The organism is Nocardioides sp. Root1257, from assembly GCF_001425175.1.
Classification (GTDB): Bacteria; Actinomycetota; Actinomycetes; order Propionibacteriales; family Nocardioidaceae; genus Nocardioides.
In genome coordinates, this window is sequence record NZ_LMDV01000001.1 from 821,964 (window position 1) to 839,921 (window position 17,958).

General features: G+C 72.5%; 19 protein-coding genes. 9 read left to right on the forward strand and 10 right to left on the reverse strand.

Translation table 11 applies throughout. The annotated features are described in order from the left end of the window. Positions 1 to 214: 214 nt before the first annotated feature. Entirely contained in the window at positions 215 to 490 is a 276-nt protein-coding gene (rpsO, locus tag ASC77_RS04010) for a 30S ribosomal protein S15 (protein WP_056149027.1), read from the reverse strand. Between the two features lie 174 nt (positions 491 to 664). On the opposite strand from rpsO, the gene ASC77_RS04015 reads away from it, so the two are divergent. Continuing rightward, the gene (locus tag ASC77_RS04015) at positions 665 to 1,378 is read left to right on the forward strand and encodes a L,D-transpeptidase family protein (RefSeq protein ID WP_235547440.1); all 714 of its coding nucleotides are present in this window, start codon (positions 665 to 667) and stop codon (positions 1,376 to 1,378) included. 18 nt (positions 1,379 to 1,396) lie between these two features. Here ASC77_RS04015 and ASC77_RS04020 read toward each other — a convergent pair whose 3' ends face one another. Further along, positions 1,397 to 1,639, reverse strand: coding sequence for a DUF6458 family protein (locus ASC77_RS04020; RefSeq protein WP_056149031.1), 243 nt, complete (start codon positions 1,637 to 1,639; stop codon positions 1,397 to 1,399). Positions 1,640 to 1,733: 94 nt separating this feature from the next. Continuing rightward, positions 1,734 to 2,291 carry an RNA polymerase sigma factor gene (locus tag ASC77_RS04025; protein ID WP_056149033.1) on the reverse strand — a complete coding sequence of 186 codons (558 nt, stop codon included), beginning with the start codon at positions 2,289 to 2,291 and terminating at the stop codon, positions 1,734 to 1,736. A 73-nt stretch (positions 2,292 to 2,364) separates the two neighbouring features. On the opposite strand from ASC77_RS04025, the gene ASC77_RS04030 reads away from it, so the two are divergent. Then, entirely contained in the window at positions 2,365 to 3,015 is a 651-nt protein-coding gene (locus tag ASC77_RS04030) for a hypothetical protein (protein ID WP_056149035.1), read from the forward strand. 74 nt (positions 3,016 to 3,089) lie between these two features. Next, positions 3,090 to 3,473 (forward strand): hypothetical protein, encoded by a 384-nt coding sequence (locus ASC77_RS04035; protein ID WP_056149037.1) that lies wholly within the window; start codon positions 3,090 to 3,092, stop codon positions 3,471 to 3,473. A gap of 69 nt (positions 3,474 to 3,542) precedes the next feature. On the opposite strand, the gene ASC77_RS04040 is transcribed toward ASC77_RS04035, so the two are convergent. After that, complete coding sequence (locus ASC77_RS04040; protein WP_056149038.1) at positions 3,543 to 4,724, reverse strand: sulfite oxidase; 1,182 nt, start codon at positions 4,722 to 4,724, stop codon at positions 3,543 to 3,545. Between the two features lie 55 nt (positions 4,725 to 4,779). Beyond that, positions 4,780 to 6,948, reverse strand: a complete 2,169-nt coding sequence (locus ASC77_RS04045) for an MMPL family transporter (RefSeq protein ID WP_056149040.1) — start codon at positions 6,946 to 6,948, stop codon at positions 4,780 to 4,782. 144 nt (positions 6,949 to 7,092) lie between these two features. Here ASC77_RS04045 and ASC77_RS04050 point away from each other — a divergent pair, with 144 nt between their 5' ends. Both ASC77_RS04050 and ASC77_RS04055 read left to right on the forward strand, forming a co-directional pair. Further along, positions 7,093 to 8,232, forward strand: a complete 1,140-nt coding sequence (locus ASC77_RS04050; RefSeq protein WP_056149042.1) for a sensor histidine kinase — start codon at positions 7,093 to 7,095, stop codon at positions 8,230 to 8,232. Beyond that, positions 8,184 to 8,825: a LuxR C-terminal-related transcriptional regulator gene (locus ASC77_RS04055; protein WP_056149044.1), complete on the forward strand. Its 642-nt coding sequence runs from the start codon at positions 8,184 to 8,186 to the stop codon at positions 8,823 to 8,825. Before ASC77_RS04050 ends, ASC77_RS04055 begins: the two co-directional genes overlap by 49 nt. Here ASC77_RS04055 and ptsP read toward each other — a convergent pair whose 3' ends face one another. After that, entirely contained in the window at positions 8,826 to 10,499 is a 1,674-nt protein-coding gene (ptsP, locus tag ASC77_RS04060; protein ID WP_056149045.1) for a phosphoenolpyruvate--protein phosphotransferase, read from the reverse strand. It abuts the gene before it with no gap. A 114-nt stretch (positions 10,500 to 10,613) separates the two neighbouring features. Here ptsP and ASC77_RS04065 point away from each other — a divergent pair, with 114 nt between their 5' ends. Genes ASC77_RS04065 through ASC77_RS04080 form a run of 4 tightly spaced genes read left to right on the forward strand, consistent with a single transcriptional unit; the run spans position 10,614 to position 14,656 of the window. After that, positions 10,614 to 11,354: a DeoR/GlpR family DNA-binding transcription regulator gene (locus ASC77_RS04065; RefSeq protein ID WP_414813157.1), complete on the forward strand. Its 741-nt coding sequence runs from the start codon at positions 10,614 to 10,616 to the stop codon at positions 11,352 to 11,354. Beyond that, positions 11,351 to 12,310, forward strand: coding sequence for a 1-phosphofructokinase family hexose kinase (locus ASC77_RS04070; protein ID WP_056149050.1), 960 nt, complete (start codon positions 11,351 to 11,353; stop codon positions 12,308 to 12,310). Before ASC77_RS04065 ends, ASC77_RS04070 begins: the two co-directional genes overlap by 4 nt. Further along, the gene (locus ASC77_RS04075) at positions 12,310 to 14,358 is read left to right on the forward strand and encodes a fructose-specific PTS transporter subunit EIIC (RefSeq protein ID WP_200944911.1); all 2,049 of its coding nucleotides are present in this window, start codon (positions 12,310 to 12,312) and stop codon (positions 14,356 to 14,358) included. Before ASC77_RS04070 ends, ASC77_RS04075 begins: the two co-directional genes overlap by 1 nt. 37 nt (positions 14,359 to 14,395) lie before the next feature. After that, positions 14,396 to 14,656, forward strand: a complete 261-nt coding sequence (locus tag ASC77_RS04080; protein ID WP_056149054.1) for an HPr family phosphocarrier protein — start codon at positions 14,396 to 14,398, stop codon at positions 14,654 to 14,656. A 128-nt stretch (positions 14,657 to 14,784) separates the two neighbouring features. On the opposite strand, the gene ASC77_RS04085 is transcribed toward ASC77_RS04080, so the two are convergent. Genes ASC77_RS04085 through rbfA form a run of 4 tightly spaced genes read right to left on the reverse strand, consistent with a single transcriptional unit; the run spans position 14,785 to position 17,920 of the window. Beyond that, the gene (locus ASC77_RS04085) at positions 14,785 to 15,636 is read right to left on the reverse strand and encodes a hypothetical protein (RefSeq protein WP_200944882.1); all 852 of its coding nucleotides are present in this window, start codon (positions 15,634 to 15,636) and stop codon (positions 14,785 to 14,787) included. Further along, the gene (locus tag ASC77_RS04090) at positions 15,636 to 16,568 is read right to left on the reverse strand and encodes a bifunctional riboflavin kinase/FAD synthetase (protein WP_056149874.1); all 933 of its coding nucleotides are present in this window, start codon (positions 16,566 to 16,568) and stop codon (positions 15,636 to 15,638) included. Before ASC77_RS04090 ends, ASC77_RS04085 begins: the two co-directional genes overlap by 1 nt. A 22-nt stretch (positions 16,569 to 16,590) precedes the next feature. Further along, positions 16,591 to 17,472, reverse strand: coding sequence for a tRNA pseudouridine(55) synthase TruB (truB, locus tag ASC77_RS04095; RefSeq protein WP_056149056.1), 882 nt, complete (start codon positions 17,470 to 17,472; stop codon positions 16,591 to 16,593). After that, positions 17,462 to 17,920, reverse strand: a complete 459-nt coding sequence (rbfA, locus tag ASC77_RS04100) for a 30S ribosome-binding factor RbfA (protein ID WP_056149058.1) — start codon at positions 17,918 to 17,920, stop codon at positions 17,462 to 17,464. The genes truB and rbfA overlap by 11 nt, the downstream gene beginning before the upstream one ends. Positions 17,921 to 17,958 lie beyond the last annotated feature (38 nt).

Genomic DNA, 17,958 nt, shown 5'->3' on the forward strand with positions numbered 1-17,958 from the left:
GGCGGTCGGCTCCTGGGGGTAGTACTCGGATTCAGTTGTCGTACGACGTCGAGACTATCGACGTTGGTCCGTTATGCGGAAACGCGCCGGACACTGCCCTCCTCGAGAGCGGTGTCCAGCGCGTGTCCTGGCAAGGCGGAGGAGCGAAGGCGGCCTGGGAGCGAAGCGGCCGTCGAGCGACGACCACGCAGCCAGGGCGCGCGCTGGGCGTCGCTCAGCGGCGGAGGCCGAGGCGCTCGACAATGGAGCGGTAGCGGGCGATCTCGGTCTTCTGCAGGTAGTTGAGCAGACGACGGCGACGGCCGACGAGCAGCAGCAGACCACGACGGCTGTGGTGGTCGTGCTTGTGGGTCTTGAGGTGCTCCGTGAGGTGGCTGATGCGGTGGCTCAGCAGAGCGATCTGGACCTCGGGCGAACCGGTGTCACCCTCGGACGTGGCGTACTCGGCGGCGATCTTCTTCTTGGTCTCCGCGTCGGTACCGATCGACATGCGGGCTCCTTCTCCGGCCCTCGCGGGCCCAGTCGTTGCGCGGCGCGCCCGGGCCTGTTCACCGGGGCACTCTCATTCCGCGGCCGTTGGACGGCGGTGCTGCCTGTCAGGCAACCGCAGAACCTTACCGCGCAGGCGGCGCGGGAGCCCAATCGGGCGTGCGACCATCGGAGCGTGCTGCAACGCCTCGGAAGACTCCTGGTCGCGCTCGCCCTGGTCGGCACGACGTGTGCCGTGCTCCCCGCCCAGGCCAGCGCCCCGTCAGCCCGGGTCGCCCGGGTCGCAGAGCCCCCGTGGGCGCAACAGCTGCCGGCCGGGACGACCCAGGTGGTGCGCACCGTCTCGAGCCACCAGTACTGCCGCCGGGTGTGGTGCACGCTCACCCAGGCCTGGGAGCGCGCCGACGACGGGACCTGGACGAAGGTGCGGGAGTTCCGCTCCACGATCGGCGTCCACGGGTGGGGCAAGCGCCGTGAGGGCGACGGTCGCTCCCCCGTCGGCGTGTTCCGGATCAAGGTCACCTTCACGACGACGACCAGCAACCCCGGCGAGATGCCGTGGCGACAGCGCCGGGCGACGTCGATCGTCTCGGCGAGCGCCGGGCCCAACTACAACACCTGGCTGGAGGTCCCCGGGGTCACGTCCGGCGACCGGCCCTCGATGCGGTCGGGCTGGGTCGTGGACTACAACCGGGTGCGGCTGCACCCCGGGGTCGGCCCACGACCGGTCCCAGGACGCGGAAGCGGGATCTTCTTCCACACCTCGAAGCCGGGACACCGGTGGGCACCCACGGCGGGCTGCACCCAGGTGGGCAACCCACGCCAGATGCGCTGGCTGCTGACCTGGCTACGACCCGACGCGCAGCCTCGGGTCGTCCAGGACCTCTAGACCGGGGACCCGGTCGCCTCAGACGGCCGGCGGCGGGTCGTTGCGCTCCTGCACGACGCGGCTGCCGTCGGAGTACTGCGTGACGGCCGTCGAGCGGCGCCGCGAGGCAGTGGTGGCGGCCGTGAGGACGATGACGAGCGCGCCCGCGGCGCTCAGGATCCAGCCGACCATCGTGAGGTCGACGTTGGCGAGCTGATCGGTGACGGCCAGGGCCAGGATCAGCCCCACCGCCAGCAAGAAGATGCCGAGTCCGTAGCCCATGACGTGTGCTCTCCCTCTGTGTCGCGCCCGGTCGGGCGCCCCGCACACAGGGTGTCCCGGGACCGGGGGCGCGAAACCCGGTCTGGACCGGCGCTCAGGGGCTCTCCGGAGCTCCCAGCAGGGTCCGCAGCCGGCCCAGGGCGCGGTGTCGCGCGACCCGCACCGCGGTCGGGCTCATGTCGAGCGCCCGGGCCGTCGACGCCACGTCGAGACCGACGACCTCCAGACAGGCCAGCACCTCCGCCTCACGCGGGCTGAGCAGCGCCAGCAGCCGCCTGGTCTCGGCCTGTCCGACCACCTCGCCCTCCGGGGAGTCCGTGATCCCCCACTCGACGTCCGACGAACCGGGCTCGTGCGCGTCGGTACGTCGGCGCTGCGCGGCACGCCTGCGGTTGTTGAGGTGGAGCCGGGCGATCGTGAACAACCAGCCCGCGAAGTCGTCGTCGGAGCCCGAGAACTCACCGATCTTGCTCGCGGCGGTCAGCCACGCCTCGGCGGCGACGTCCTCCGGCGACGCCGCCGGATCGCCCGAGGGCAGGGACGCGAGCCAGACGCGCAGCCGGCGGCCGTGCCGGGCGTAGAGCTCCCGCCACGCCCCCTCGTCGCCCTCGAGGGCGCGAGAGACGATCGGTCCGTTGCGTGCACGAGACACAGCCACCCGCCCCCTTCCCGTTCGACGGCTCCCGGAGCGTAACGATCGACGCCTCTTGTGACATGTTCATCCCGTGACGCGCCGATCCTCCCGCTCCGACGTCCGACGCGCCCTGCGCGCGTCGGTCGACGAGCCGCTGGTCGACGACGAGCTGGTGACCCGGCTGGCCGCCCTCTCGCGCACGGCGCCTCGACCGGCCCACGCGCGGAGCCGTCTGCGCGTCGTCGTACCGGCAGCGGTGCTGGCGGCCGGCGTCGTCCTCGGCGGGTTCGGTGTCTCGTACGCCGCCGGCTGGGTCGACCCGATCTGGCCGACGTCACCGCAGCCGGAGCCTCCGGTGCGGCCGCACCCGAGCACCCCGGCGCCCGGGCCCACCGAGGCGCCGACGGCCCCTACGACCCCCGCGACCCCGACGAGCGCCGCGACGCCCGGCGGGCCGGGCCCGTCGACCCACGAGCAGAGCGGTCGACCGACCAGTTCCCCCGGCGCGTCGACCGGTCCGGCGCAGCCCGGGCAGTCGGCCGATCCGACCAAGCCCGCCCACCCGACGAAGCCGGCCCACCCCACCCAGGCGGCGAACCCCACGAAGCCGGCCCACCCGACCAAGCCCGCGCATCCCACGAAGCCGGCCCACCCGACGAAGAAGCCCCACCCGACGAAGAAGCCCCACCCCACCAAGCCGACCCACCCGGCGAAGCCCGAGAGCACGGGCACGCCGCTGTAACGCCTGCCCGGTCCGGCGACATGTTCTCCATGACCTGTCCACGGGGCCACGAGCCCCGAGACCAAGGAGAAGACATGCACCGCATCCGGACGACGACCGTCGCCCTCCTCTCGAGCGCTGCCCTCACCGTCGGTGTCGCACCGATCGCCGCCCAGGCCGACCGGCCCGACCCCGCCCCGTGCGCGAAGCAGGAGCGGCAGGTCCAGAAGGCCGAGGACGCACTGGCGCGCGTGACCGCCGTCTTCGCGAAGCAGAAGGAGCACGTGGCCGACGCCCGGCAGGACGTCAAGCACGCCGACAACCGCTCCGAGCGGTCTGCCGCCATCGCAGCCCTGCACGACGCCCAGGCGAAGAAGTCGAAGGCCGGCGAGGCGAAGAAGGCCCAGCAGATGCGGCTGGCCAAGGCCAACGAGCGTCTCGAGAGCTGCACCGCCGCGCAGGAGACCCCCGCCTCCTGATCTCGGCGGGACAGACGTCGGCCCGGTGCTGGGGGCACCGGGCCGACCCATGTCGGCGTCTGGGCGGAGTCAGACGACCGTCACCGGGTGCCGCACGACGGCGTCGAAGAAGTAGCCGTTGTCGTTGAACGCCGTCACCAGCGGCTGGGTGCGTCCGGCCGCGTCGGTCGCCCGTGCGAGGAGCTCGTAGGCCCCGGACTCGGGCCGCGACCAGGTCCAGGACCACTGGCTCCAGCCGTGCTCGCGGGCCGGTCGCACCTTCGCCCGCTGCCAGGTCGCGCCGCCGTCGGCGCTCACCTCGACCCGGCGTACCGGCGCGGCGCCGCTCCAGGAGCGACCGGTCAGGTCGAGCCGCCGCCTCCGGTCGAGCTCGGCGCCCCAGGGCAGCTCCCAGGCGGAGCGGACCGGGTTGGTGCTGAGGACCTCGTCCCCGATCCGGTACCACTTGGTGTTCCACGGTGAGCTCAGCTCGGTGGTCGACACCTCGAGCGAGCCGAGCCACTTGATGCTGCCGATGCCGACCCACCCGGGCAACACCAGTCGCAGCGGGTAGCCGTGGTCGGGGAGCAGCGGCTCGCCGTTCATCCCCCAGGCGAGCAGGGCGTCGTCGAGCGCCTTGGTGACCGGGAACGGTCGCCGGACCGGGCCGTAGTCGACGCCGCCCGTCACGTAGCTGGGGTCGAGGCCCGTCCCCTGCACGGAGACGGCGTCGCGGTCGAGACCGAGGTGGTGCAGGAGGTCGCGCAGTCGCACCCCCTCCCACCGGACGGTGCCGACGGCCCCGAGCGTCCAGGCCGTCCCGGTGGCCGGGGTGCCCTGCTGGGTCGAGAAGAAGCTGCGCCCGTTGCCGGTGCACTCGTGGGTGCTGACCAGCGTCGTGCGCGGGAGCCGCTTCAGGTCACGCAGGGTCACGGTGAGCGGGTCGGCGGCGGTGCGTGGCGTACGGAGCCCGTCGCCGTGCACCTTCAGGACGTACGTCGCAGCGTCGATCGTCGGCGTCGCCGTGTGGTTGCGGACGAAGAGCCGCGCCTGGGGCGTCAGGTAGCGGCGCGGGTCGACCGAGCTCCACCGCATCTCGGCATTGGTGCCGAAGTCGACGAACTGGTCGGCCGGCAGCGGCTTGAGGATGGCCGGAGCGCCGGCAAGCGCCCGGCCGAGAGGCGCGAGCGCATGCGTGGCGGGGGCACCGCCCACGACGGCGGCGGTGCGGAGCAGGGTGCGGCGAGTCGTCGCCCGAGACGAGGCTTCCATCCTCGGACATTAACACGAGTGACTTACTCGTATTAAGACTCGCCGCACCCTGCCGTCACCGGGTCGCGGCGTACGCCGGCTCCGGCTCCTGGACGACGCGTGCCTGCGGGCGACGCGGCTTCCACGGCCACCAGACCTTGTCGCCGAGCAGCACCAGGATCGCCGGCAGCATGACCAGGCGGATCAGCGTGGCATCGAGCAGGATGGCCGCCGAGAGGCCGACACCCATCATCTTCATCTCGAGCATGCTCAGGGTGGCGAAGATCGCGAAGACCGAGACCATCACGGCCGCCGCACTGGTGACGACGCCCGCCGTGTCGGCGATGCCCCGCTCGACCGCGAGCCGGGTCGGCAGACCGGTCTCCATGTGCTCGCGGATCCGGCTCAGCACGAAGACGTGGTAGTCCATCGAGAGCCCGACCAGCACGACCAGCACGAAGAGCGGGAGCCAGTCGATGACGAACCCGGGACTGGTGAAGTCGAGCATCCCGCTCCCCCAGCCGTGCTGGAAGACCAGCGTCATCACGCCGAACGCAGCACCGATCGACGCCAGGTTGAGGCCGGTCGAGATCAGCGCGAGGGGCGCGCTGCGGAAGGTGACGGCCATGATCGTCATCGTCAGCAGCAGCACGAACCCGATGACCAGCACCAGCCGGCCGTCCTGCTGCTCGGCGAAGTCGAGGCTCTCCGCCGCTCCGCCGCCGACCGCGTGCTCGCCGAGCCCGTCGAGGGTGGCCGGCACCAGGTCCTGGCGCAGCTCGTGCAGTGCGTCGTCCACCCGCGGGTCGGTCTCGTCGAACGGCATGCCGAGGACGATGACGGACGTCGAGCCGTCCTTCGAGGTCTCGACCCCGCGACCCGAGGACACGAAGTCACCGGTCGCGACCGCCTGCTTCGTCAGCTCGTCGAGGGCGGCCTCGACCTCCTGCGTCGAGGCGCCGCCGGAGCGGACGACGACGCGCGCCGACGCACCCTCGTCGGCCGGGAAGCTCTTGCTGATGTCCTTGACCGTCTGCACCTGCGGGATCGAGGCGGGCAGCGTGTCGAGCGTGCCCGAGTGCGTCTTCATGCCCAGCGCAGGGATGGCGAGGCCGAGGATCACGACACCGGACAGGCCGAGGGCGATCACGGGGTGGCGGACCACCGGGGCCAGCAGCCGGCTGCTGATCCCGCCGCGACCGATCCGGCGGTTGAGGCGCCACAGGAGCGGCACCCGCGGACGGTCGACCCAGCGGCCGAGCTTGACCAGCAGCGCCGGGAGCACGGTGATGGAGCCGAGGACGGCGACCGCGACGACCAGGATCGAGCCGACGGCCAGCGAGTTGAAGGTCGCGTTGCCGACGACGAACAGGCCGGCCATCGAGGCGATCACCGCACCGCCGGACACCAGGATGGAGTGGCCCGACGTCCGGGCCGCGATCTCGACGGCGTCCAGGGTGGCGTGGCCCTTGGCGCGCTCCTCGCGCTCGCGCTTGAGGTAGAAGAGCGAGTAGTCGACGCCGACCGCCATGCCGATCAGCACGATCATGCTGGAGACCGTCGGCTCCGACGGGACCAGGTGCGACAGCGGCGCCAGCAGGCCGATCGTCGCGGCGACGCTGGTCCCGGCGAGCAGCACGGGGATGCCGGCCGCGATGAGCGCGCCGAAGGCGAGCGCCATCAGGACCAGGGTGACCGGCAGGCTGATCGTCTCGGCCGAGCTGAGGTCCTCGGCCACCCGGTCGTTGATGGCCGCGTCGACGCTGACGTCGCCGGCCTGGCGCACCTGGAGGTCGGGGAAGTCGTCCTGGACACCATCGGTCACCGCCTGCACGGCGTCCGCGTCGTCGACGCCCGAGGCGAGCTCGACGGGGACGAGGAGCGCTGTGCGGTCCTCGTTCCACTGCGGCTTCGCCACGTCGGCGACGCCGTCGGCGGTCTTCGCTCCGGCGACCACGGCGGCCGCCGCCTGCTCCGCCTGGGACGCGTCGAGGGCGCCCGAGGTGGCCGTGATCAGGATGTTCTCGGTGTCGGGCTGCTCGAGGTGCGCCTGCGCCACCATCGCGTCCGCCCGGCCGGACTCACCGATGCGGTAGTCGGCGTCGGTGGCCTCGTGGGTGGGGATGGCGACCGCGAGCCCGACCGCGAACGCGACGAACGCGATCCAGCCGAGGATCGCTCGCCAGGGGTGGAGGGCGCTCCAGCGCGCCGCCTTCATCGGTACTGCTGTGAGTGGGTTGCCCATGGCCGTCTCTCCTGGGATTCCGTGGTGGGAAGGGATGCCTCCAGCCTCGGATCGCGGACGGCGCACGTCAGGGGCGCTGGGACCCGGTCGATGGTGGTGCCTGCACCCCTGTGCGAGGTCGGGCCTGCCGGGGAGGATGGTCGCGTGTTGCGCCTCCGACTGACGGGCTACGCCGTCGCCCAGCTCTTCCTCTCGATCGTGATGATCGTGCTCTTCGTGCTGTGGGTCGTGGGCGGCGCGCTCGTCGTCGTCTGGGTCGGGCTGGTCATCCTCGCCGGGGTCGTGCCGACGACCCGGTGGATCGCGAACCTGCACCGGACGATGGCCGCGGACACCCTCGAGGTCACCCTCCCCTCGCCGTACCGACCACTGCCGCCGGAGGGCTTCTTCGCCCAGGCGCGCACGGTGCTGGCCGACCCGATGACGTGGCGCGACCTGCTGTGGCTGCTGGTCGCCCCGTTCGTCGGCATCACGGTCTCGCTGGTCGTGATCATCCTGCTGCTGGGGGTCGTCACCGGGTTCATCTGGTGGTTCGTGACCCCACCGCTGATGCAGGCACGGGCGAGGTTCGACCGGATGCTCCTGTGCTACAGCCGCACCGAGAAGCTCGAGCAGCGGGTGCAGGAGCTGACCGAGACGCGCGCCGACCTCGTCGACCACTCGGCGGCCGAGCTGCGGCGCCTGGAGCGCGACCTCCACGACGGGGCGCAGGCCCGGCTGGTCGCGCTGTCGATGAGCCTGGGCATGGCGGAGGCCGCGTTCGACACCGAGGACCCGGAGCAGGCGCGCCAGCTGGTGCGCGACGCCCGGGCGACCACGTCGGCGGCGATCGGCGACCTGCGCTCGGTGGTGCGCGGCATCCACCCGCCGGTGCTCGCCGACCGCGGGCTGGCCGGCGCTGTCGCGGCCCTCGCGCTCGACATGGCGATCCCCGTGACGGTCGACGCGCGGCTGCCCGGACGGCCACCGGCCCCGGTGGAGTCGGCCGTCTACTTCGGCGTCGCCGAGTGCCTCGCCAACCTCGGCAAGCACTCCGGCGCGCGCAACGGCTGGATCACGCTGCGCTGGCACGACGGTCTGCTGCAGGCCGTCGTGGGCGACGACGGACGTGGCGGTGCCGATCCGGGCGCCGGAACCGGCATGCTGGGGGTCATGCGGCGACTGGCCGCCTTCGACGGCACGCTCAGCGTCTCGAGCCCGGCCGGCGGCCCGACGATCATCACCCTGGAGGTCCCGTGCGACTTGTCCTCGCCGAAGACCACGCCCTCCTCCGGGCCGGCCTGATCCAGCTCCTCGAGGGCAACGGCTTCACGATCCTCCACGCGGTCGACAACGCACCCGCGCTCGAGCAGGCGCTGCTCGACCCGGAGGCGGAGGCGGCCGTCCTCGACGTACGCCTGCCACCGACGCAGACCGACGAGGGCCTGCGTGCCGCCATCGCCGTCCGCGCGGCGCGGCCGGGCTTCCCGGTGATGGTGCTCTCGCAGTACGTCGAGCAGCTCTACGCCCGTGAGCTGCTGGCCAGCGGCGTCGGGGCCGTCGGCTACCTGCTCAAGGACCGGGTCTCCGACGTCGCCGAGTTCGTGGACGGCGTACGACGCGTCGCCGCGGGCGGCACGGTGCTGGACCCCGAGGTCGTCGCCACCGTGATGGCGCGGCAGCGCGAGGAGCCGCTGGAGCGCCTCACGCCGCGCGAGCAGGAGGTGCTCGGCCTGATGGCCGGGGGTCGCTCCAACGCGGCCATCGCCGCCCAGCTGCACGTCACCGAGAAGGCCGTCGCGAAGCACATCAACAGCATCTTCACGAAGCTCGACCTGCCCATCGACGAGGATGACCACCGCCGGGTGCGGGCCGTCCTCGCCTGGCTGCGGGTCTGATCAGAGCAGCAGCGCTCGGACCGCCTCGCGGGCGGCGTTCGGGTCGGCGGCGGAGAGAGCGGCCTCGGCGGCCTCCTCGCACGCGTCCAGGGTGGCCGTCGCCAGCCGCGCTCCGACGGGTCGCACCGCGGCCGCGGCCATCGACAGCGAGGTGATGCCCATGCCCACGAGCACGCAGGCAAGCAGCGGATCGGCCGCGGCCTCACCGCAGACGCCGACCGGCTTGCCGGCCTGGCGGCCGGCCTCCGCCGTGATCGCGATCAGCTGCAGGACGGCCGGCTGCCACGGGTCGGTCAGGTGCGCGAGGTCGGTCGCCATCCGGTCGGCGGCCATCGTGTACTGCGTCAGGTCGTTGGTGCCGATCGAGAGGAAGTCGACCACCTCGAGCATCCGGTGTGCGAGCAGCGCCGCGCTCGGGACCTCGACCATGACGCCGGCCTTCAGCCCCCGCTCATGCACCTTCGCAGCGAAGTCGGCGGCCTCGGCGACCGTCGCCACCATCGGCGCCATCACCCACGCCTCCGTGCCGGCGTCCTTCGCGGCCAGCGCGACCGCGTCGAGCTGACGGTCCATGAGCCCGGGGTTGTCGAAGGAGAGCCGCAGTCCGCGGACGCCGAGGGCGGGGTTCTCCTCGCCGTCCAGGGTGGCGTAGGCGACCGGCTTGTCCGACCCGGCGTCGAGCGTCCGCACCACGACGTACCGCTCCCCGCCGAAGGCGTCGAGCACCTCGCGGTAGATGGCCGCCTGCTCGTCGACGGAGGGCTCCTCCTTGCGGTTCAGGAAGCTCAGCTCGGTGCGGAAGAGCCCGACGCCCTGGACCGGCGCGTCCGCGGCCGTGCGGGCCGAGGCGCCGTCGGCGACGTTGGCGAGGATCTTCACGGGCACGCCGTCGGCGGTGCGGCCCGGGCCGTCCCACGCGGCCAGCGCGGCCCGGCTCTCGACGTCCGCGGCGACCCGCGCCTCCGCGTCCTGGGGGTCGATCTCGACCGCGCCCGACGCGCCGTCGACGAGCAGCTGGGTGCCCTCGGCGATCGTCATCGCGCCCGCGACGCCGACCACGCAGGGGATGCCGAGCTGGCGGGCGATGATCGCGGTGTGGCTGGTCGGCCCGCCGCGCTCGGTCACGAGCGCGAGCACGAGTGCCGGGTCCAGGCCGGCTGTGTCGGACGGCGCGAGGTCCTCGGCGACCAGCACGCACGGCGTCGTCGGCACCCCGACGCCCGGCTCCGGCTCACCCACGAGGTGGGCGGTGATCCGGCGCTCGATGTCGCGCAGGTCGGTCACCCGCTCGGCCATCAGGCCGCCCATGCCGGTGAACACGGTGACGAACTGCTCGACCCCGGCGTGCACCGAGGCGAGGAGGTCGTCCCCGCCCCGCAGGTGCTTGCGGACCGCGCCGCGCAGCCCCGAGTCGCGGGCCAGCCCGGCGCTGGCGGTCAGCACCTTGGCCGCGTCGCCGGTCACGCCGGAGGCGCGGCGTACGAAGCCCTCGGCGACGGCGCCGGCCGCGGCGTCGTACGCCGACAGGGCGGCATCCACGTCGGCGAACGCCGATCCGTCGAAGGCTGCGATGGCGTCCGCGGAGATCTCGGTGCGGACCACGACGGCCGGTCCGTGGGCGATCCCGGGGACGACCGGCGTGCCGCGGAGCAGGGAGGGGGAGCTGGTGACCATGCTCACAAGTAAACGCTCGGCATGCTTGACAGTCAACACATTCGGGCGTAAAACAACAGATACAAAGATCGAAGGGGGCTGACCGCAATGTACGCCGAAGAGCGCCAGCAGGCTATGGCCCAGCTCGTCACCGAGCGCGGACGACTGTCGGTGAACGAGATCTCGGAGCGCTTCGACGTCACCACGGAGACCGTGCGTCGCGACCTGTCGGTCCTCGAGCGGATCGGCCTGGTGCGGCGCGTGCACGGCGGGGCGGTGCCCGCGAGCTCGCTGGCCGTGATCGAGTCCGGGCTCGGCGAGCGCGACCAGGCCAACACCGCCGAGAAGGAGCGGGTCGCGAAGGCCGCCCTCGAGCAGCTCCCGCCCGCCGGCGGCACCGTGCTGCTGGACGCCGGCTCGACGACCGGCCGCTTCGCCCAGCTCCTCCCCCGCGACCACCGGCTCACGATCGTGACCCACGCCGTCCCGATCGCCGCGCGACTGGCCGGGCAGCCGAACATCGACCTCCACCTGCTGCCGGGGCGGGTGCGCAGCACGACCCAGGCCGCCGTCGGCGCCGACACGATCACCGCGCTCGAGCGGCTGCGGGTCGACGTCGCGTTCCTCGGCACCAACGGCATCACCGCCGACCACGGGCTCTCGACGCCCGACCACGACGAGGCGGCGGCCAAGCGCGCCATGGTCGGTGCCGCCCGGCTCGTCGTCTGCCTCACCGACTCCAGCAAGGTCGGGGCGGAGGCGGCCATCCGGTTCGCGACGCTCGAGCAGGTCGACGTGCTCGTCACCGACGACGGGATGGCGTCCGGCGACCGCGAGACGTTCGAGGCCGCCGGGCCGCAGGTCGTGATCGCGTGATCGTCACCTTCACGGCGAACCCCAGCCACGACCGCACGGTGCACCTCGGCGGACCGCTCGAGCGCGGCGCGGTGATCCGTGCCGACTCGGTGATCTCGCAGGCCGGGGGCAAGGGCGTCAACATCTCGCGGGCCTCGGTGGCCGCCGGCGTGCCCACGCTCGCGGTGATCCCGGCCGCCAAGGACGACCCGTTCGTCCACGAGCTCCTGGCCGCGGGCATCGACTGCCGGCCGGTCCACCACGACGGCACTCTGCGCGTGAACATCACCATCACCGAGCCCGACGGCACCACCACCAAGCTCAACAGCCCCGGGCCGCACCTGACCCACGCCGTACGCGACGAGCTCGGCGACGCGCTGTGCCGCCGGGCCGCCACGGCCGACTGGGTGGTGCTCGCGGGCTCGCTCCCGCCCGGCACGCCGCCCGAGTGGTACGCCGAGCTGGTCTCCGCGCTGCGCGACACCGACGCCAAGATCGCCGTCGACACGAGCGACGCGCCGCTGCGCGCCCTGGTCGACAGCCTCCCCGGTGCGGCGCCGCACCTGATGAAGCCCAACGGCGAGGAGCTCGCGTCCTTCACCGGCGGCTCGGCCGACCTCCTGGAGTCCGACCCGGTCGCCGCTGCGGACGCCGCCCGGTCCCTGGTGGACTCCGGGGTCGAGACCGTGCTCGCGACCCTCGGACCGCACGGCGCCGTCCTCGTGACCGCCGAGGGCGCCTGGTGCGCCACGCCGCCGCCGACCACCGTGGTCAGCACGGTCGGGGCCGGCGACTCCAGCCTCTTCGGCTACCTGCTCGGAGAGCTCCAGCACCGCGAGCCCGCACAGCGGCTCGCGCTCGCAGTCGCGTACGGCAGCGCCGCCGCCGGACTGCCGGGAACGACCATCCCGCAACCCCACCAGGTACGACCCGAGCTGGTCTCGGTACGCAGCCTCGACATCATCTCGGGAGAGTGATCATGTCCGACCTCATCAACGCCGATCTCGTGCGTCTCGACGCCGACCTCGGCACCGACAAGCACGACGCGATACGGGCCCTGGCCCGTATCGCCGACCAAGCGGGACGCGCGACCGACGTCGACCAAGTGGTCACCGACGCCTTCGAGCGCGAGGCCAAGAACCCCACCGGCCTGCCGGGCGGCATCGCGATCCCCCACTGCCGCACGACCGGGGTCGACGAGCCGACGCTCGTCTTCGCCCGGCTCGCTCCGAAGGTCGACTTCGGCGCCAAGGACGGTCCGGCCGACCTGGCCTTCCTGATCCTCGCACCCGAGGGTGGCGGCAACACGCACCTGCAGCTCCTCACCAAGCTGGCCCGCTCGCTCGTCAAGGCGTCGTTCACCGACGCCCTCCGCGCGGCCAGCACGCCCCAGGAGGTCGCCGACCTCGTCAACGGGGTCGTCGGCGAGGCACCCGCGGCGGCTGCTCCCGCCGCACCCGCCGCCGCCCCTGCCGGCCGACGCCGCCTGGTCGCGGTCACCGCGTGCCCGACCGGCATCGCACACACCTACATGGCGGCCGAGGCGCTCGAGGCCGCCGCCGAGCGCGCCGGGGTCGACCTCCAGGTCGAGACCCAGGGCTCCGCCGGCGCCAAGCCGCTCACCTCCGAGACCATCGCGTCGGCCGAGGCGGTCATCTTCGCGGTCGACGTCGGCGTCCGCGACCGGGGTCGCTTCGCCGGCAAGCCGCTCGTCTCGTCGGGCGTGAAGCGCCCCTTCGACCAGGCCGATCAGATGATCACCGAGGCGCTCCAGGCGGCCGACGACCCGAACGCCTCACGGGTCGAGGGCTCCGGCACCGACGGCGGCGACACCTCGACGTCGAGCGCCGGCGAGAGCTGGGGCGGTCGCACCCGCCGGGTGCTGATGACCGGCGTCTCCTACATGATCCCGTTCGTCGCCGCCGGCGGCCTGCTGATCGCGCTCTCGTTCCTCCTGGGCGGCTACGAGATCGTCGGGCCCGCAGCCGACATCGTGAAGAACAACTCGATCTTCGACCTCCCCGACCCTGCAGCCCTGAATCTCGACCACGCACTCTTCGACTCGGGACTGATGGCCTACATCGGCGCGATCTTCTTCGTGCTCGGCAAGACGGCGTTCCTGTTCTTCATCCCCGCACTCGCCGGCTACATCGCGTACGCCATCGCCGACCGCCCCGGGATCGCGCCCGGTTTCGTCATGGGTGGCCTCGCCGCCGACGTGATGCAGTTCGGCACTCCGGCGACCGGCTTCCTCGGTGCCATCGTCGGCGGCGTGCTCGCGGGTCTGATCGCCCACTGGATCGGCGGCTGGAAGGTGCCCACCTGGGCCCGCGGCCTGATGCCGGTGCTGGTCATCCCGCTGTTCACCAGCGTCATCGCCGGCATCCTGATGATCGTGGTCTTCGGGCGACCCATCGCCTGGCTCATGGGTCAGCTGGAGGACGGGCTCAACTCGCTCAGCGGTGGCAGCGCCATCATCCTGGGCGTCATCCTCGGGCTGATGATGGCCTTCGACATGGGCGGTCCGCTCAACAAGGTCGCCTACAGCTTCGCGGCCGCAGGCGTCGGCGGCGCCGCCCTGGCCAGCGATGCACCTGAGCTGCAGATCATGGCGGCCGTGATGCTCGCGGGCATGGTGCCGCCGATCGCCCTGGCCCTGGCCACCGTGCTCCGACCCGGGCTGTTCAACGCGCCGGAACGTGAGAACGGCAAGGCGGGCTGGGCACTCGGACTGAGCTTCATCACCGAGGGCGCGATCCCGTTCGCCGCGGCCGACCCGCTCCGGGTGATCCCCGCGATCATGCTCGGCTCGGCCGTCACCGGCGGCCTGTCGATGGCCATGCACGTCGCCGTCCGCGCACCGCACGGCGGGATCTTCGTGCTGTTCGCCGTCGACAACATCCTCGGCTACTTCATTGCTCTCATCGCCGGCGTCGTCGTCGGCGCGATCGCTGTGATCATCCTGAAGTCGATCGGCTCCACGGACCCGGAGCCGGCCGCCGAGCGCGAGCTCGCCACCGTCTGATCGTCGTACCTCATCGACCTCGAACAAGGAGAACAGCATGCCCAGCAAGACCGTCGCCGTCGGATCCTCCGTCGGCCTGCACGCCCGCCCCGCCCAGCTCATCGCCGAGGCGGTCGAGGAGCTCGACGTCGAGGTGCTGCTCGGCATCCCCGGCGACGAGCCGGTGGACGCCAGCTCCTCGCTGCTGATCATGACCCTCGGCGCCGGACCCGGCGACCTGGTCGAGGTCAGCAGCGACGACCAGGCCGCTCTGGACGCGATCGTCGCGCTGGTCGAGAAGGACCTCGACGCCGAGTAGGACGCGAAGCGGCTAGCGGCTGCGCAGGGCCAGGTAGACGGCCCGGACGCCGACGGCACGCTCGAGCTCGCGCACGACGCTGCCGAAGAACTGCTCGCGGTAGGTCTCGTCGGTCACGGTCGACACCGTCAGGTAGAGCCCGGAGACGACGCGAGGAAGGTCGACACCTGGACCAGCGCTCGTGAGGTGTTGAACTTCGGGTCGGTCTGCCAGGCCTCCATCACGTTGCCGGTCATGATCAACGTCCCGAAGAGCATCAGGAACGCGAACACCGACAGTGACAGCAGCAGCACCTGCACGACCTGGACGATCATCAGCACCAGGATCAGGTTCCAGCGCTCGTAGCCGGTGACCTCGGCGTACGACGCGGGGTCGGCGTCCGGATCGTCGACCAGCTCCCGGCACGCCTCGGCGAGCGGCGTCTTCGCGCAGGTGCGGAGCAGGAACGCGTCGTCGACGTCGTCGTCGGCGCGGTCCACCTCCTCGGGCAGCCGGACGAAGAGGAATCCCACCGCCAGCGTCGCGAAGAGCAGCACCACGAGCCAGAGCGAGCCGACGGTGAGGTTGCCGCCGACCTGCCACATCTCGGTGTTGATGAAGAGGAACGTGATCGCGAGCAGCAGCAGCGGCAGCGCCCGCGTGGTCATGGGGAGCAGCAGCCGGACGCTGCCCGAGGTCCGACTGAGCGCCCAGCCGACGATCGGACGGGCGCGCAGCGCGGTCAGGGCGTACCAGAGCGCGGCGAGCAGCACGATCGCCAGCAGCACGCCCGGTCCGGCGGTGATCTCGTCGGAGAACCACGCGAGACCCACGCCGGCGGCGATGGCGAGGATGCCGACGCCGACGAGCAGCGGCAGGGTCCGGCCCGGCCGCAGCGCGGCGCGTACGGCGGCCCGCTCGGTCGGCACGAAGTAGGGCAGGCCGTGCCGCTGGAACCACGCCTCGGCAGCCGCCAGGGGCTCGGCGGGCTCGGGATCCATCAGCCCAGCAGCTCGCGGGCTCGGTCGACGTCGGCCGTCATCTGCTCGACGAGCGCCTCGACGGAGTCGAACGCCACCATGCCGCGCAGCCGCTCGACGAAGCTGACCTCGACCTCCACGCCGTACAGCTCGAGGTCGGTGCGGTCGAGCACGTAGCTCTCGACGCGTCGGTCGCGCACGCCGTCGAAGGTCGGGTTGGTGCCGACGCTGATCGCCGCCGGGTAGGTCTCCCCCGTGTCGCGGCGGCGCAGCCAGCCCGCGTAGACGCCGTCCGGCGGCGCCGCGGTCATCGCGTCGGTCGGCACGTTGGCGGTCGGGAACCCGAGCCCGCGACCGCGCTGGTCGCCCTGCACGACGACGCCGCGCACGGCGTACGGCCGACCGAGCGCCTCGGCGGCCCCGGCCACGTCTCCGGCAGCCAGGCTCATCCGGACGTACGTCGAGGACCACACCTGCGGTCCGCCGTCGAGCGGGATGCCCTCGGCGGTGAAGCCGAGGCGGGACCCCGCCTCGCGCAGCGTCGCCACGTCACCGGCAGCGCGGCTGCCGAAGCGGAAGTTCGCGCCGACCACGACGGCGGCGGCGTGCAGGCTGTCGACGAGCACCCGCTCGATGAACTCCTCGGGCGACCAGCTCGCCACGGCGCGGTCGAAGGGCACCGCCAGCACGTAGTCGGCGCCGACCGAGCCGAGCAGCTCGGCCCGCACCTCCAGCGAGGTCAGCGTCGTGGGCGCGTGCTCGGGACGCAGCACCGCCATCGGGTGCGGGTCGAAGGTGACCGCCACGACCGGCAGCGACCGCTCGTCCGCGAGCTCGCGGGCGCGGGCGAGCACGTGACGGTGCCCGAGGTGGACGCCGTCGAAGTTGCCGATCACGACGGTGGTCGGACCGAGGTCACCCGGGACCTCGTCGAGGGAGCGCCAGATCTGCACGGCGCACACACTATCGAGAGGGTCAGACGAAGACGGCCACTGCCCGGGCCCGTCCATCCTTCGGTTCGTAGAGTGCGAGGAACTCGCCGTCCGGTGCGAACACCGCGGTGAGCCCGTCGAGGTCGACGTCGAGCGCCCTTCCCACCCGTACGTCGTCGGCCTGCTCGCCGTCCAGCTCGTGACTGGCGAAGGCCGCTCGGGCGGCGTCGGCGATCGGCATCAGGGCGCCCTGCAGTCCGGGAGGGGCCTCCCCCAGCTGGTCGAGCGTGCGGGCGCTCGCGAGGTCGTAGGGACCGACCGCCGTGCGCCGCAGCGCCGTCAGGTGGCCGCCGACCCCGAGGCGGGCGCCGAGGTCTCGCGCGATGGCGCGGATGTAGGTGCCGCTCGAGCAGCGCACCGAGACGTCGACGTCCACGGTCTCGCCCTCCGTGCGGACCTCGCGCACGGTCAGCTCGTGCACGGTGACGGGCCGGGCCTTCAGCGCGACCTCCTCGCCGTCGCGGACGCGCTGGTAGGCGCGCTTGCCGTCGACCTTGATCGCCGAGACCGCCGTCGGCACCTGGAGCAGCTCGCCCACGAACTCGGCTGCCGCCGCCCGGACGACCGCCTCCTCCAGCCCGGCCGCGAAGACCGTCGCAGTGACCTCGCCCTCGGCGTCGTCCGTGGTCGTCGCGACGCCGAGCCGGATCGTGGCGTCGTAGCCCTTCTCCGTCAGCATCAGGTGCCCGAGCAGCCGGGTGGCGCGGTTGATCCCGAGGACCAGCACGCCGGTCGCCATCGGGTCGAGCGTGCCCGCGTGCCCGACCTTGCGGGTGCCCGCCAGCCGACGGACCCGGGAGACGACGTCGTGCGACGTCATGCCCCCGGACTTGTCGACGACGACCAGGCCGGACTCAGTCGTCATCGAGGTCGTCGCCCTCGGCGACCTCGCGCGGCTTCTTGTACGGGTCCTCGTCGCCGGCGTACGTCGCCACCCGGCGGGCCGCGACCTCGTCGTCGGCCGCCTTGGCCCGGGCGAGCACCTCGTCGAGGTGTCGCGCCGTCTCGGGCAGCGCGTCGGCGATGAAGGTCAGCGTCGGCGCCGTACGGGTGCCGAGCTGCTTGGCGACCTCGGACCGGATCAGGCCCTTGGCCGACTCGAGCGCGGCGGCGGTGCCGGCCAGCGCGGCCTCGTCGTCACCGGTGGCGTCGAGGACGGTGTAGAAGATCGTCGCCTGCTGCGAGTCGCCGGTGACCCGGACGTCGGTGACGGTGACGAACCCCAGTCGCGGGTCCTTGATCCGTCGTTCCAGCATCTCCGCGACGATGACCTGGATGCGGTCGGCGATCTTGCGGACGCGTGGGTTGCTCATGACTCTTTCTTACTCCTAGACGCCGAACGGCGCAGTCC

Coding starts and splice junctions, on each gene's coding strand:
- ASC77_RS04020 (WP_056149031.1), bottom strand. CDS start 1,639: ATGGGCTACGGACTCGGCATCTTCTTGCTGGCGGTGGGGCTGATCCTG.
- ASC77_RS04065 (WP_414813157.1), top strand. CDS start 10,614: ATGGCCCAGCTCGTCACCGAGCGCGGACGACTGTCGGTGAACGAGATC.
- ASC77_RS04085 (WP_200944882.1), bottom strand. CDS start 15,636: ATGGATCCCGAGCCCGCCGAGCCCCTGGCGGCTGCCGAGGCGTGGTTC.
- ASC77_RS04040 (WP_056149038.1), bottom strand. CDS start 4,724: ATGGAAGCCTCGTCTCGGGCGACGACTCGCCGCACCCTGCTCCGCACC.
- ASC77_RS04080 (WP_056149054.1), top strand. CDS start 14,396: ATGCCCAGCAAGACCGTCGCCGTCGGATCCTCCGTCGGCCTGCACGCC.
- ASC77_RS04035 (WP_056149037.1), top strand. CDS start 3,090: ATGCACCGCATCCGGACGACGACCGTCGCCCTCCTCTCGAGCGCTGCC.
- rpsO (WP_056149027.1), bottom strand. CDS start 490: ATGTCGATCGGTACCGACGCGGAGACCAAGAAGAAGATCGCCGCCGAG.
- ASC77_RS04045 (WP_056149040.1), bottom strand. CDS start 6,948: ATGGGCAACCCACTCACAGCAGTACCGATGAAGGCGGCGCGCTGGAGC.
- rbfA (WP_056149058.1), bottom strand. CDS start 17,920: ATGAGCAACCCACGCGTCCGCAAGATCGCCGACCGCATCCAGGTCATC.
- ptsP (WP_056149045.1), bottom strand. CDS start 10,499: ATGGTCACCAGCTCCCCCTCCCTGCTCCGCGGCACGCCGGTCGTCCCC.
- truB (WP_056149056.1), bottom strand. CDS start 17,472: ATGACGACTGAGTCCGGCCTGGTCGTCGTCGACAAGTCCGGGGGCATG.